Source organism: Paenibacillus contaminans (genome assembly GCF_003285015.1).
Classification (GTDB): domain Bacteria; phylum Bacillota; class Bacilli; order Paenibacillales; family NBRC-103111; genus Paenibacillus_V; species Paenibacillus_V contaminans.
The window spans coordinates 1-16,167 of record NZ_QMFB01000017.1 but is presented as its reverse complement, the minus strand read 5'-3'; the positions used below and the strand labels follow the sequence as shown (position 1 = coordinate 16,167).

7 protein-coding genes are annotated in these 16,167 nt (G+C 52.4%); 1 reads left to right on the top strand and 6 read right to left on the bottom strand.

Going from position 1 to position 16,167, the window contains the following annotated elements:
• The first annotated feature begins 131 nt into the window (after positions 1-131).
• Positions 132-1,019, top strand: coding sequence for an AraC family transcriptional regulator (locus DQG23_RS25585; protein ID WP_113033879.1), 888 nt, complete (start codon positions 132-134; stop codon positions 1,017-1,019).
• Positions 1,020-1,304: 285 nt separating this feature from the next.
• Here the strand turns inward: DQG23_RS25585 and DQG23_RS25580 are convergent, their stop codons facing one another.
• From DQG23_RS25580 to DQG23_RS25550, 6 genes are all read right to left on the bottom strand, one after another.
• Positions 1,305-1,829: a stalk domain-containing protein gene (locus DQG23_RS25580; protein WP_158560678.1), complete on the bottom strand. Its 525-nt coding sequence runs from the start codon at positions 1,827-1,829 to the stop codon at positions 1,305-1,307.
• Between the two features lie 7 nt (positions 1,830-1,836).
• Entirely contained in the window at positions 1,837-2,748 is a 912-nt protein-coding gene (locus DQG23_RS25575; protein WP_113033877.1) for an ATP-grasp domain-containing protein, read from the bottom strand.
• Between the two features lie 725 nt (positions 2,749-3,473).
• Positions 3,474-4,547 carry a Kelch repeat-containing protein gene (locus DQG23_RS25565; protein ID WP_113033875.1) on the bottom strand — a complete coding sequence of 358 codons (1,074 nt, stop codon included), beginning with the start codon at positions 4,545-4,547 and terminating at the stop codon, positions 3,474-3,476.
• Positions 4,548-4,841: 294 nt separating this feature from the next.
• Complete coding sequence (locus DQG23_RS25560) at positions 4,842-11,027, bottom strand: Ig-like domain-containing protein (RefSeq protein ID WP_146762374.1); 6,186 nt, start codon at positions 11,025-11,027, stop codon at positions 4,842-4,844.
• Positions 11,028-11,312: 285 nt separating this feature from the next.
• Complete coding sequence (locus DQG23_RS25555) at positions 11,313-14,366, bottom strand: sensor histidine kinase (RefSeq protein WP_113033873.1); 3,054 nt, start codon at positions 14,364-14,366, stop codon at positions 11,313-11,315.
• Complete coding sequence (locus tag DQG23_RS25550; RefSeq protein ID WP_113033872.1) at positions 14,363-15,511, bottom strand: response regulator; 1,149 nt, start codon at positions 15,509-15,511, stop codon at positions 14,363-14,365. The genes DQG23_RS25555 and DQG23_RS25550 overlap by 4 nt, the downstream gene beginning before the upstream one ends.
• Positions 15,512-16,167 lie beyond the last annotated feature (656 nt).

Genomic DNA, 16,167 nt, shown 5'->3' with positions numbered 1-16,167 from the left:
ATTGGAAGCGTATACATAACGTGGGATATATATATCGAGATATCGACAACGCACTCTTGATTTGCTATACTATCACTAATTTTGCAGGCCTAAGAACGGAAACCACCTTTAATATAAAGGAGGAATGACTAGTGGCCTACCTTAAATCCCCCCTCCAGCAATCGGTAGTTATCTCGGATATTTACACTTTTTATTATCATGAACTATCCAAAACTTTTAGCTTTCCAGGAGAAAGCCACAACTTTTGGGAAATGTTGTATGTTGATGCGGGCCGGATTGAAATCTTTGCTTACGACACCAGCTTTATTATGAATCAGGGAGATTTTCTTTTACTTAAGCCAGACGTCTTCCATATGTCTAGAACTGCTGATCAGTTGGCACCTAACTCAGTCAACATTTCCTTTGAATGCGACTCTGAGGCGATTAAATTATTTGAAAACCGGGTTATTAGCTTGAATGACCAAGAGAGGAATCTTCTTGCAGAAATAGTTAAAGAGGGATTTTCCACCTTTCAACCACGGATAGACACGTGTCCCGAGAGCCAAAGCGGTGTACTTAGGAGAATCGATGCTCCGTTCGGATCAGAGCAAATGATTAAGACAGGTCTAGAACGGTTACTTATTCAGTTGGTCAGGAGAATCGCTAATCCTCAGAATAATAAGCTTTCATTCCCCTCTAAAGAACATAAGGAAAACGATCTGATCGAACAAATCAAAACCTTCATGAAAGAAAATATTAATCTTTCCTTCTCGCTAGATCAACTTTGCAGTTCCGTAAATATTGGAAAATCGCAAATAAAAGATATTTTTCTGCGGCGCACAGGCATCGGTCTCCAGCAATACTACCTCGAATTAAAGATCATTGAAGCAAAATCCTTAATTCGCGAAGAACAATATAACTTTACCGAGATTGCCGAGAAACTTGGCTATGGCAGTGTTCATTATTTTTCCCGCCGGTTCAAGCAAGAAACAGGCATGACACCTTCTGAATATGCAAAGTCCATAAAATCCAGATTTTAGGATATATTTATGCCATTTTCACTTTGAAGCCCCCCCTTCGTGAAGCATTGCGCTGCTTCTGCTTCCGCTATCGCGCCAGTGAAACTCGGTTTTCCATTATCCCTCTCTTTATTGGCGAGATTTGGAACGGAGTCGGGGGTCTTATCGAATGACACAAGCACTTGGTTAGTAGCGAAATTACCTCGTTTCGCCGATGAATACGAAGAGCGGGTTCGACGAACCCGCCCCGAAGTTTTCAAATTTATTGTGCCGATGCTTTTAACGGCTGCCCCTTCCCTCATGGCTTCATTTAATTATAATCGGTACTGTAAAAAAGTGAGTCTTATTGTTCGAGGATACAAATAACGTCACCTGCTCATCCTCTTGAGTAATTCCATCAATAACATAATAAACAGGAGTCAAGTGTTTAGCCTGTTCAGGCATAAGCTTCCTTTCTTCCTCGCTAAGTAACCTGTAAGCGACAGAGTTGATTTTTTTAAGCCCCGCGCTTTCATATCCTACTAATTTCGCTTGATCTTCATTAACGAGCGGAGCGCCAATAATCTTATCCATTTTATAGATTTCGATTACCTGTTTTTCATCATTGTATTGAACATGCGCATTAAGATTCTCTGCTACAAAGCGTACGGGCAGGTACGCATATCCTTTGTAATTTAACACCAGGTAATCGTCATCCAGCTTCTTTTCAACGCCTTCAAACGCTACCTTTACAGGAAATAAATAAACCTCCAGCTTATCGGAAGCATAGGCAATACTTGAAAATGCAAGTAATAGTCCAGCAGATAGACCTAATAATAGTTTCTTCTTCATGGCTGAATTACCTCCAATTCTGGCTCGCCGGAATCCCATATCGATTGATAAAAATGCTGTCCGCATGGCTTGGCAGTCCGGAGACCTGCCCATCTCCAATCTCAATAATCGCCCATTCTCCGCTTGCGGTTTTGGCAATGTCCATCGTAAAAAAATGGCTCGCTATACCCTTGGATAACTCCGTAAACGAATCAAGGTTAGGAATCCTTTGTTGATAGACCGCCTCATCCCAATACTCCGTACATTCAATCAGCTTGTGATGAAGAAAAAACAGGCGGTACTCATTCGATAAAGGCATACCGCTTTTCGGATGCTTGGTTAGCTGCTCGAGTTGAATGTATTCACGAATAACAATGCCGCCATTAAGCTCCGGGCCTTGACGATCAATGAAGTTTCGAATAACCGTTTGAACCCTTTGCTTATCGGACGCATCAGGGATATAGCAGGCTTCTTCCCACTCATGTTTTCTGGATTTTACGTAATCCTTGATCATGACCGGTTTGTTGCCGAATATGCGCATTTTTTCAAAAAGAACATCGAATCCATTTGAAAGTTCTTTTATGTCGAGCCAAATACTTTGTGGAGTTGCCTTCCTAATTGCCTCATAAGAATAAGGAAAATAGTGTCCATTTCTATATGCCGATGGAGAATTGATCAAGATGGCGTTTTTCTGCTTCAGTGCGTGATACAACTGTTCGTAATCGTGCGGTTTTAACATCCATCCCCTGTAGATGAATGTTTCGGGTGCTTCGAATGTCGGAATCCGCTTAACTGCCTTCGTTGCCTCCCCGTCCAAAACGGACTCCAGCGAGATCAAATGAGCTTCCATTCCCAGCTTCCTGGCACAGTTGTATTCTTGTTCGTAATCCTGATCTACTTCCTTGTTATTCAAAGGATCAGAGCAAAATAAGATTTTCATCCGGTATCCTCCACACAACATAATAACGATATCCAAATCGTACCATATTTTAATGATTGTAAGGGGTGAAAAAATTTCTTTACAAGAACTTTTCCATCTTAATTTTCCAATATAATGAAACCTATTTTTCATCGGCAGCGTCAATATATGCAGAAACTAACAAATATTTGAAGAGGTGAAATATGAAGAAATTAGATGGCCTCTAGCTTCCCGTAAGGAGGGTTAGAGGGCCAATGAGCAGAAGTGTTAAAAAAACTCCCGTATGGACAGACCACGATACTCCCAGTACCCGCTGGAGCAAGCGACAAGCCAGCAAAGCGGTGCGCCGCTTCACAGGCAACGTCCAAAACGGCAAATGGTACCGGAAGTTATTCTGTTCCTGGATGATTTGCGATATCCGTTTTTTCAAAACCAAACAACAAGCTATACACGAATGGCAGACATCGCGATGGCTGCGGTATCGATTCTTAACGCAGGCGGAAGTTATGAAACGCTGGGAAAAGTCCTACAGAAGAAAATAAGCTCACGCGTCGGCTAGGGAAGCCCGGCGCATGAGCTTAATATTTGGTTTAATCCTCTATCCGTACCAGCCTCACTAAATCAGACTTAGGCAAACCTAAATCCTTCGTCTTTACTCTGCAATAACAGCAGGAACAATGCACTTTACCTTTTGCAAACCTTCTACTTTGTTGTTCATACTAATTCCTCAAGATCAAGTGAAAGTATTACGAACCAGCCTCCCAAAGAGATCCCCCGACACGTTGACCATCCTCCGTTTTGCAAACCGCCAGTTTCCAAACATCAGGCGTCATATTGTTGCCCGCAATGACCCACAATGCCTGGTCATGGACGGCTACGCTCGCAGCATGGCGCGGCTTCCAAGGCGTGTTTGGCAGCTCATACCATTCGATCCCGTCGGCGGAATACCATACATCATTGCGATTGCCGTTTCGGTCACGTTGCCGAGCAAGTAGAGCTTCATTCGCTTCCTCCGAGTGCACGCCGTCGTAACCCTCCATGACCCACAGTTTGCCGTCGAAGGCGGCAATTTCATGATACTGACGGGCTGCCCACGGACAAAGCTCGGCATGACATTCCCAGTTCACGCCATCTGCAGTACTCCATACATCATTGAAGTACTTACGCTGCGGAAACTCCGGGGTGTCGTAGGTACCTCCCCCCATGATCCACAAACGGCCGTTCAAAACCGCCGAGCCGCCGATCATCCCGCGCGGTTCCCATGCCGCATGCTCAACTGCCCGTTCCCAATGGACGCCGTCCTCCGAACACCAAACGTCGTTATACACGATCGACCTTGGCTCAGACGGAGCGAATAGGGGCATCGTCTGCCCGCCCATTACCCAAATCTTCCCCGCGAAAGCCGCTGTATGATGAAGCGCCCGCTGCCCCCACGGTACATGATCGTGAACGAGCGTCCAGTTGATCCCGTCTTCCGAATTCCATACATCGGGCTGATAATGGCCTTGATTGCAATCTCCGCCGACGATCCACATTTTCCCGTCATGAACGACATACCCTGCGGTGTGCCTGCCCTCCCAGGGCGCCTGCTTCGTGACAAGCGTCCAGCCGATTCCATCAGCCGATGACCATACCTCGCTGTTACATGCATGAGGAAAATTGCGCTTATCGGCAGGGTTCCAACCTCCCAGCAGCCATAACCGCCCTTTATAGGAAAGCAGTCCTGCGCCGTCGCGCGCTGCAAATGGAGCGTTCAGATTAATCGCTTGCCAGCTCCTCCACTCCTCCGCCTGCGAATCTGCCGAACTCTTATTCACCATGATCCCCTCCCGGTATCTCCGTCCCCTCCATAAGCAACCGTCAATCGACAGAGGGCGGCACAGTTATTTTAACGTTATCCAAATCGTACCATATTTTGATGATTGTAAGGGGTGAAAAAATTTCTATACAAGAACGATTCCGTCTCATATTTCCAACTTAAAGGGTGGACAGTTCACCATCAAGGTCACTATCGACAAATGTTTCTGATACGCCAAAATCCCTTCCCGGCATCAAAAGATCATGCTAGGAAGGGATGATTAGTTTTACTTTTATTGCTTAGGGGATATTTCTGCTTAAATCAAGTCTGACCTTTGCAAAAGTCTTTGAACGATGGCCGCAACCTCAGCCCTGGTGATGGACGCCTTCGGCGCAAGCTCGGCGGCGGTTCGCCCGGAGACAAGGCCGGCTTGCACGTTGTCTGCAACGCTGCTGAGTGCCCAGCCGGATACGTCTGACGCATCTTCAAACGGAAGAAGTGCTGCATCCTCGGATTGAGCGGTCAGCTTTGCCTTCAGACCGGTAATCGTCATCGCTCTTGAGAGAATCATCATGGCCTGTTCTCTAGTAATCTTGTCGTTCGGGCGGAACGTGCCGTCCTCAAAACCTTTAATCAGTTGATACGCATATGCCGTGTCGATCGCGCTGCTGAACCAATCCGACGTTTTCACGTCAGAGAACGCCGTTGGCCCATTTTCCAATCTCAGTCCCAATCCGCGTACAAGAATGGCGGCAAACTCGGCTCGGGTGATATCGCGATCGGGACTAAACAGACTACCTCCCGTACCGTCAATGACCATACGCGATCCCATGTCGTTAACGGAGTCTTTCGCCCAATGATTCGCGGCATCAAGGAATTCGAGCGGATGCCAGACGACGGAATAAGTGCTGTTGGTTAAGCTGTTGATCTGAGCGTAATACTTGCCTTCGATGATAACGATCTTAGTCGGTACGTGGCGAACCGTTCCATCCGGCTCAACAACGACGCCTGTCGTAATCTTGTTCTGGTCAACTCCGTCCGGTATGGCGATCGTTCTTTCCACATAGGCGTGGAACTTCGATACGTCAACGGTTGTATCTCCGTATGTGGCTCTGATCGTAAAATCAAGCGGCGGAACCATAATCGTGAACGTACCGTTCTCTGCCGCGTCCTCTACAACCTTCACCGTGTCCTCTGTAGGCGCGGCGATTTCGATTTGCACCTTAATGTCTTGCAGGGCGATTGACTTGCCCAGTTTATCCGCTATATCGCCGATTTGGATTTGTTGTGCGGGGATCGTATACGTCGCTTGATCCGTCTTGATCGCAACAACCGCTTGCTTGCTTTCCATGCTTTTAACCATCTGACCGTTAAGCTCGCCAATCACGACATCCGACTTCCCGCTGACCGGAATCGTAACAACGGCTCCTTGCCCTTCAGCCGCGAGTTTATCCTCCAGCTTCTTCTGATCGACGAAAACCGTCCTGACGCTCTGGTCGTTCCGCTTGCTTGTTGTGGCCGTTCCCGCATTTTCCACTTTCCCGTTAACCAGTATGTCAACACTGCTATCGGCTTTCTCCGGTGTCGTGGTGGCAGGGGTCTCAGGAGTGCCGCTCTCTCCGCTCGATGACGATCTCGGCACGACGGAATTGGACTCAGCAGAGGATATGCTTATTCCGGCTGCATTAATCGCCTTTACCGTAAAGGTGTAGCTCGTCCCGTTACTTAAACCTGTAACGACAATCGGGCTTGACGATCCGGTTACGACCACATTTCCTGGAGCTACCGTCACCTCATATCCCGTAATCGGACTTCCGCCGTCGTCAGTTGAAGCTGTAAAGGTAACGGTAGCTTGTCCGTCCCCCGCAGTTGCCGTCAAATTCGTCGGCGCTGCCGGAACGGTTGCCGGAGTCGTGCCAGCCTCGTTCGACATTGCGCTCAAACCGCCTTCGTTGCCGGCCTTCACCACAAAATAATAGGTCGTACCGTTTATCAGGTTCTGAACGCTGTAGGTAGAAGAAGTGACAGTCACAACTCCATCCTCGGTAAATTGGCCTGGAGACGTCGCTATATAAATGTTGTAATACGTCGCTCCCGTTACCGTATTCCAATTTAGAGTAACCTGACGATCGCCTCCGACAGCGACCAGACCTTGCGGATTGGCAGGAGCATTCGGCAAGTTTACGGATTGCGTGACGGTAAAGGTTACAGCTGTCATCTGATCCGCCGATACTGTGACCGTTACCGTGTAGGTGCCTGCTGACAAGCCATCTTTCGCTTGAATCGTAAAGCTTGTCGATTCACTGCTGTTTAAATCGGAAGCCGGCTGCGTGATCACAAAATCGTTAGCATTTGCGCCGCTAATCGATACCGACAGGTTCGTCAAATCGCCAGTGCCAATATTCGTGACGGGAATCGTTTTGGCGTCTTGGGTGCCAGATACGTACCCCTGAATAAGTGCCGTTAACGTTTGGTTCGTTAAAGCAGCAATTGTGTAGGTAGGCGCTGCGGTAACCGTAATCGTCACCGTCACCGTCTTACTGCTATCCGCCGTTGAGGTAGCTGTAATTGTGTAAGTACCCGGCTCGGCGTCCGCTGCGACGGTCACGTTTCCTGTGCTGTCCACCGCCACTTTGTTGCTGGCGTCACTGCTCGTCCACGTGACCGTCGTCGCCGCGCCGCCCACTGCATCCACTGTGGCTGTGAGCTGACGGCTTTCTCCTTGCATGACGTTTGCGCTGTCCGGGGTGACCGTTACGCTGTTGACGGCAGGCGCATAGGTAACGGTGATGATCGCCGTCCCCGTCTTGCTATGATTCGCCGTCGAGGTGGCGGTAATCGTGTACGGACCCGGCGACGCATCCGCTGCGACCGTCACGTTCCCTGTGCTGCTTACCGCCACCTTGTTGCTGGCATCGCTGCTGCTCCATGTCACCGTCGTCGCCGCACCGCCCACTACGTCAACTGCCGCTGTGAGTTGGTGGCTTTCTCCTTGCATGACGTTTGCGCTGTCTGGGGTAACCGTTACGCCGTTAACAGCCGGCGCATAGGTAACGGTGATGATCGCCATCCCCGTCTTGTTATGATTCGCCGTCGAAGTCGCGGTAATCGTGTACGGCCCCGGCGACGCATCCGCTGCGACCGTCACGTTCCCTGTGTTGCTCACCGCCACCTTGTTGCTGGCGTCGCTGCTGCTCCACGTCACCGTCGTTGCCGCGCCGCCCACTGCGTCCACTGCCGCTGTGAGTTGGCGGCTTTCTCCTTGCATAATGCTTGCGCTGTCCGGAGTGACGGTTACGTCGTTGACCGCCGGCGCATAGGTGACCGTAATCGTCGATGTACCCGTCTTGTTGTTATCCGCCGTCGAGGTGGCGGTAATCGTGTAGGGGCCCGGCGACGCGTCCGCTGCGATCGTCACGTTCCCTGTGCTGCTCACCGCCACCTTGTTGCTGGCGTCGCTGCTGCTCCACGTCACCGTCGTTGCCGCGCCGCCCACTGCATCCACTGCCGCTGTGAGTTGGCGGCTTTCTCCTTGCATGACGTTTGCGCTGTCCGGGGTGACCGTTACGCTGTTGACGGCCGGCGCATAGGTAACGGTGATCGTTGCCGTACCCGTCTTGCTATGATTCGCCGTCGAGGTGGCGGTAATCGTGTACGGACCCGGCGACGCATCCGCTGCGACCGTCACGTTCCCTGTGCTGCTCACCGCCACCTTGTTGCTGGCATCGCTGCTGCTCCACGTCACCGTCGTCGCCGCACCGCCCACTACGTCCACTGCCGCTGTGAGTTGACGGCTTTCTCCTTGCATGACGTTTGCGCTTTCCGGGGTGACCGTTACGCTGTTGACGGCCGGCGCATAGGTGACCGTAATCGTCGACGTCCCCTTCTTGTTGTTATCCGCCGTCGAAGTCGCGGTAATCGTGTAGGGACCCGGCGACGCATCCGCTGCTACCGTCACGTTCCCTGTGCTGCTCACCGCCACCTTGTTGCTGGCGTCGCTGCTGCTCCATGTTACCGTCGTTGCTGCGCCGCCCACTGCATCCACTGAAGCTGTGAGCTGACGGCTTTCTCCTTGCATGACGTTTGCGCTGCCCGGGGTGACCGTTACGCCGTTGACGGCCGGCGCATAGGTGACCGTGATCGTCGATGTACCCGTCTTGTTGTTATCCGCCGTCGAAGTAGCGGTAATCGTGTACGGGCCCGGCGACGCGTCCGCTGCGACCGTCACGTTCCCTGTGCTGCTCACCGCCACCTTGTTGCTGGCGTCGCTGCTGCCCCACGTTACCGTCGTTGCTGCGCCGCCCACTGAGTCCACTGCCGCTGTGAGCTGGCGGCTTTCTCCTTGCATGACGCTTGCGCTACCCGGGGTGACCGTTACGCCGTTGACGGCCGGCGCGTAGGTAACGGTGATCGCTGCCGTACCCGTCTTGCTGCGATTCGCCGTCGAGGTGGCGGTAATCGTGTACGGACCCGGCGACGCGTCCGCTGCGACCGTCACGTTCCCCGTGCTGTCCACCGCTACCTTGTTGCTAGCGTCGCTGCTGCTCCATGTTACCGTCGTTGCTGCGCCGCCCACCGCATCCACTGCAGCTGTGAGCTGACGGCTTTCTCCTTGCATGACGTTTGCGCTGCCCGGGGTGACCGTTACGTTGTTGACTGCCGGCGCGTAGGTAACGGTGATCGTTGCCGTACCCGTCTTGCTGCGATTCGCCGTCGAGGTGGCGGTAATCGTGTAGGGGCCCGGTGACGCATCCGCTGCGACCGTCACTTTCCCTGTGCTGCTCACCGCCACCTTGTTGCTGGCGTCGCTGCTGCTCCATGTTACTGTCGTCGCTGCACCGCCCACCGCATCCACTGCAGCAGTGAGTTGTCGGCTTTCTCCTTGCATGACGTTTGCGCTGTCCGGAGTGACCGTTACGCCGTTTACGGCCGGCGCTTCGGTAACGGTGATCGTCGCCGTGCCCGACTTGCTGTTATCCGCCGTTGAGGTGGCCGTAATCGTGTAGGGGCCTAGCGCCGCGTCCGACGATACGGTAACTTTGCCCGTGCTGCTCACCGCCACCTTGTCGGCGTCGTTGCTGCTCCATGTCACCGTCGTTCCCGCGCCGCCAACCGCATCGACTGCAGCCGTAAGCTGCTTGCTGGCTCCCCGCGCGATGGTAGCGGTGCTCGGAATAACGCTGACACTGTTGACGGCAGGCGGAGGCGGAGGCAAATATCTGGCCACTCGCACTTGTTCCTCCACACTGTTCCACTCGCCCCACGCTACATATAAAGCGCCGTCCAGCTCAGTCGCCGCAGGATTAGTAGCCTGTCTGTCGCCGCTCACATTCAAGCCGTTTTTACCTTCTTCGGCGCTCGTCCACTTCTTACCGTCATATTTCTTCACGCGTATTTTAAAAACGTACTGACGGTTTACATAAACTCCCGTATTTTCAGACCATACCGCATACAACTCGTTATCGATTGCTGCCAGCCCAACCTCCCAGGCGCGAAAACCGGGATTCACGTTTATGCCCTGTTCACCGCCGCCATCAATGCTCGACCAGGTGCTGCCATCAAATTTTTTGACTCTTATTTGATCATCCGTGCTGTAGAGACCGCCAGTAGGTTCGCCCCACGCCACATACAAGGCATTGTTGATGACGGTTAAGGATGCGTTGTATGCGCTGCACCAGCTGCGAATATTCAAGCCGCTTCCGCCGTCAATCACTGTCCAGTCTTTGCCGTCATACTTTTTCACCCGGAGTTGAGAAGCAGTGTTGTACGGCGCTTCAGACCACACCGCATACAAGGCATCGCCCATGACCGCCATAGCGGGGGCTCCTGCGCCATTATTCGGGTTCACATTCAAACCGTTTGGACCGCCGCCGTCGATGCTTGTCCACTTGTCGCCGTCATACTTCTTGACTCGAATTTGAGTTGCTTCAGCCCAAATCGCATACAGCTCATCTTTGTATACAGTCAACGCGGCAAGCATGGCATTCTTGGAAGGATCCACATTGATTCCGACCGTGCTGTCGCCTTCGGCGCTCGTCCAGTTTAAGCCGTCATATTTCTTGACCCGAATTTGGCCAACGGACGACGTCGACATTTCCGTCCATGCGATATATAATGCATCGTCGTACACGGCCATAGTAGGCTGGGAAGCCACTTTGGAGGAATCCGCATTCAATCCGTACGGCCCGTTTCCGTCGACGCTCACCCATCCGGTTCCGTTATATTTCTTGACCCTGATTTGGTATTTGCTATTCGCATCCGCAGTGATTCTTTCTTGCCATGCCACGTAGACCTCGCCGTTCCATTCGGCTATGGCGGTATTTTGCGCTTTGTAATTCGGGTTAACGTTAATCCCGTCCGCTCGGTTGCCGTCTATATTCGACCAGCCGGACGCCGCCGCCGACGCCGTGCCGCCAACCAATAAGAGCGGAATGAAGAGAATAACGGCAAATAATAAACATACTATTTTTCGAACACTGTCGTATTTCTTGCTTGCTCTCATTGCCGGAACCACTATGCATCCTTCCTCTCCGTGTAATCGTTCAGTCGTTGTGTCCGCGCATTCCAGCCCAGCATAACCGACGGCACCTTAAAAAAACCTTAAAAACCGACATGTTTCGCCACAAGGATAAACGGCTTCGCGGTCCTAAACGCTTTCGAAGAAAGCGACTTCGTAAGCATAAGCTTGGGACGCGCGCGTTTACCGTTGAATATAAGCACTTGATACGTGAAACAAAAAGGCCTCATCGTCGAACGATAAGACCTTTCACGCATAGGGCGTGGTACTTCAGAGTCGGGAGACAGGAATGCGAATGGCGACTTCGGTTCCGCATCCCGGCTCGCTCGCAATCTCCAGCGACGTTCCGTATTCGTATTTCAGCCGTTTGTTGATATTCTGCAAGCCGACTCCTTGCTGCCCCTCTCCGTCGCTTCGTTCTAGCAACGTCTTCAAGCGTTCGGGCGAAATCCCGACGCCGTCGTCGGCCACGATGAAAACCCACCGCCCGTCCGACTTCTTCACCGTCATCCTCACCGTTCCGCCTTCGATACGATCGCCGACGCCGTGACGAATGGCGTTTTCGACCAGCGGCTGCAGCAGCAGCGGCGGGATTCGCAGGCTATAAGCTGCCTCTTCGATCTCATATTCGAAGCGAATGCGATCCCTGAATCGGGCCCGTTCGATCTCCACATACGTTTGAATAAGGCTGAATTCCTCGGCGAGCCCGATACGATCCTCCGCATTGCTGAAGCGGAAACTTCCCCGCAAGTAATCCGCGAGCGCTGCAATCATTTTCCGCGCGCGATCTGCGTCCGTATAGCTGGAGGCCACAATACTGTTCAGCACATTGTACAAAAAATGGGGTTTAATCTGCGATTGCAGAAACGCCACCTCCATATGAACCGCGCGGCCCAACGATTCCTTCATGGCGAGCAAGCTGCCGATTCTGGCCTTCAGTTCCTCCAGATCAAAAGGCTTCGGCAAGTAATCATTGGCGCCCGCCTGGAATGCCGCAACCTTATCCTGCGGTTGAATAGCCGCCGTCACCATCAAAACGGGCAGCTCCAGCAGCGAATAGCGCCTGCGAATCTCCTGGCACACTTCGTACCCCGACATACCCGGCATCATCAAATCCAGAATGACGAGGTCAATCCTGCCCGACTGGTCGATCTGCTCCAGCGCCTCATACCCGTTTTTGACCGCGATAACGCGATAATCCAACGTCTGTAGCGCATCCAATAAAACCTTCAGATTCACATACTGGTCGTCGACGATTAGTACCGTACGCTTGCCGTCGGCATTCGACACATATGGCGTTGCAAAGGAATATTCATTTTGGGGGGACGCAGAGTGAGAGACTGTCGAATAGGACAAGGACATGGACGCTTCTCTCCGTTCCTCGGCAACGGGAAGCATGAACGTAAAGCAGGTACCGGCACCGGGCGTGGAGCTTACCGATAGAGTGCCTCCTTGCAGCTCGACCAGCTGCTTCGCGATCGACAGCCCCAGTCCGAAGCTGTGCTGCGCCCCCTCCGTCGATTTGAACGGCTCAAAAATATGCGGCAAATCCTCCGGCTTTATTCCCGCACCTGTGTCCCGTACCTTAATCTCGAGTATGCCTCCGCGTTCTTTCCCGGCAATGGCAATTGTGCCGTTATCCGTATGTTTGATGGCGTTGTCCAGCAAATTCCCGATGATTTGACCCAGCCGAATTTCATCGGCATATGCATAAGGCAGTCCCGCAGGCACCTGATTAATCAGTTGAATATCTTTTTCCGTACAGAGGTAGGAATAGAAGCGCACCTGAATCTCCGCAACCGCACGAACGTCGATCGGCGCCGGCACGATTCTAAGCTCGCCTTGCTTCAGCTTGGACAAGTCCAGAATGTCGTAGACAAGCTGCGACAGCTTCCTCGTAATATCGGTCACGAGCCGCAGCTTCTCCCGTTGCCCGGCTGTCGGCGGATTCGCGGCATCGTCCAGCATGGATTGGGATATATTCATGACGCCATGCAGGGGCGTCTTGAATTCATGCGAGGTGCGGGCCAGAAAGTCATCCTTCAGCTTGTCCGCCTGCAGCAATTTTCCGGATAGCTCCTCGATTTTCTGGAATGCGTTCGAAAACCGCAGGGACATCAAAAGCGCCAGCATCAGCAGCACGAGAAAAGGCTCGATCGGCGCCAGCGAATAGATCGGCACGCCGAAATACACGTTCATATTCTGGTTCAGCACCAGCGCATTCAAAGCCAGAGCCGCCACGGCCAAATACCAGCTGCCCGCCACTTTGTGCAGTACCGCGTAGACAAACACATACGTAGCGTACAGCAATGCAAATGTCACGTATAGCGACGTCAAAAGACGAAACGGACCCGTCGTAATCTGGGAGGCGAAACCGAAATGCAGCGCGAGCAAAGCGGCACCCGCGATCAGACCGCCTTGCGTGAACCATTTGAAGGTATAGGGCCGGAAAGCGGTGTATACATACAGGAAAAACCCCGCGCCTACGCCGACCGTCAGCACCATCTGGATACGAAAATAAAGCCAGAACGGAAACTCGCCGACCGCATCGAACAGAACCCTTTCGCCGCTGACGCTTGTAAACGCTGCGATAAATACGCAGACAAGGCCGAAGACAACCAGGGAATGATCATTTCTGCGCTGGGAAAACAACCCGATAAAATACAGCCCCATAATCAGGAAGGCGGTTAGCGTGATCCAGTCATGGGCCGCCGCCCGGTCGCGCAGCTTGGCAATTTGCTCGGCCTTGCCGAAGTGAAGCGATTCGCCAATTCCGCTGTTAACCCGAAATTCATAGTTGGCCGCTTCGATGAGAATTTCGTTCCGGCCCGGCTTCAGCGTGAAGTAGCTGACATACGGCTTGTTAAGCGCTCGGTAATGCTCCTTCTCGTCCGGACTGCCGCTGGAGCCCACGACCTGGCCATTGACGATAAGCCGGTTGGAGATGAGAATCGCAGCCGTCTTCAGGCCATATACCGCACTTGCGTCGTCGATCAGGAGCTGCAGCCGGTAGGTCGCCATGCCCAGCGTCTCCATTTGTTTGGTCCATGACCCGGGAACCTGAATCATTTCGGGCGCTGCTTCCTCTGCGCCGTCGGATGCGGGAGAGGACTGCCGGGAGAGCAGCCGATGGGGATAAAACGCCCATTGCCCGTCCAGCCGAACGACACCTTCCTCTTGAAATGCCCATCCGGTCAAATCTATAACTCCGTTTTTGGCAACAGGCATGGGTTTCTTGTGATGGGAGAAGTAAGTCAGAAGCAACCCGTAGGTTGCGAACAACAAAGCTATAGTGATGAACAACGCCGCCAATTTCCGACTCATTGGGACGTCCGCTCCGACTTCTCCATCGTTTGCCGGAACAGTTGCTTCGTCTCTTCCTCCAGCTCCGCGCCCAATTGAACGCGCACCGCCTGCTCCAATTGCAGACAGACGCGATACGCCTCATTGCGATTGCCTAGCTCCAGGTGGAGACGGATCAACTCGCGACCGTCAAGCTCGGAATCGGGAGCCAGCGACAGCAGCTTCTGCAGGCTGTCGATTGCAAGCGCCGGCCTGCTCCGGCTTCGAAAATGCGCGTACCATCGGCGAAGCGCCCGGACATACGAAGCTTTCAGCTCCAGCTGCCTGGAGGTAGTCCAGCCGAAATCGCACGCTTCCATATACTCGCCTTTGTACAAGCCGTTCATCTTATCGTAAATATAGTCGTCCATCATGCCTTCAGCCAAAACATCGCCCAGCAGCCGCTCGAATTCGAATACATCAACGGCAAGCCCGTCCAATTCGGCGGCAAAGCCTTGATCCGTTTTCTGGATTCGGATCGGGACCCCTCCCTCTGCCAAGCTTTTTCGCAGATAGGACAGGCAGGTATACAAATACGTCTTGGCCTTGTTCAAATCGTAGCCCGGCCATAACGCCTCGATAATCGTTGCGGCATTTACCGGCCTGCCTTCGCAATGTATCAGGAGCGCGCAAAGCTCTCTTTCCTTTTTCGTTTTCCATGTCAGCGTCTTGCCCGTTTCGCCGGACAATTCAATATGGAAGCCTCCCAAACAAAGAACCTTCGGGGCAAGGCTTGCGCTCGGAGATGATGGGGCGGCGGGTTCAAGCAGCGATTTTTGGATGCGCGCCATCGTGTTCTGCAGCCGTTCCATCGTAAACGGTTTCAGCAGATAGTCGGTCGATTGAATTTCGAACGCTTCAACCGCATATTGCACATAAGCCGTTGTAAAGATGATCGGCAGTTGAGGAGAAATCGTTCTTATTTGCCGAGCCGCTTCCGTTCCCTTCAGTCCCGGCATCTCGATATCCAGGAACACGGCATCCGCCGCTGTACGGCTCAGCGCTTCTAACGCTTGAAACGGATTGATGTATCTTCCTGCTATCTGAACGTTCCCGATTTGACCAAGCAAAATCTCCAACAAATCCAGCGCATCTTCTTCATCGTCAATCAGCATGACACGAATCATCAGCTTTCGTCTCCTTTACGCTTCAAGCTGCCATCCCGTGGCAAAAGCGCGGGGCAAATATTTTGAGCAAATTACGAGTTATTGGGCAGCTAGCGAATTAGGGCGTGTCTGAAACCCCACACAGGGGCATCTATCACCGCCTTTTCGCCCCCTTCTTCGTTCCGTTTGCTTGACGTACCCCCGGTACGCCTTCACAAACGCGCCTTGCATGCAAGGATAAACGGCTTCCGCCCTCTCTTGGGCGGTACGTTTACCGTAGCGGAATCCGCACAAGGTTATGCGTAGCTTAACCTTTCGGATGGAGGAACGAAAAATCGGCAATATCTGCTCCCTTCGGAGTTCTCAGTCACGCCCTAGCCATTGATAGTCTTGTCTGCAAATCGACAATGCGCTCAACAAATACGGCCTCATCCCGAATTTGATACAGCGCCGAATAATAGCCTTATTATATCTGCTTCATGCTATGCTCACAATTTGTCTCAGCCTTATAGCCGACCTTATCTATCGAAGCTCTAGTAAAACGGATTCACCCGGCACCGGAGCCTACGGGCTCTTAGAGCAACAGAAGTAACTTCGGGCGCTACAAAGGCGAATTGTTGTACGCGGTACAACATATAATCCGTCTTCGGGCGCTGCGAAGGCGAATTGTTGTACGC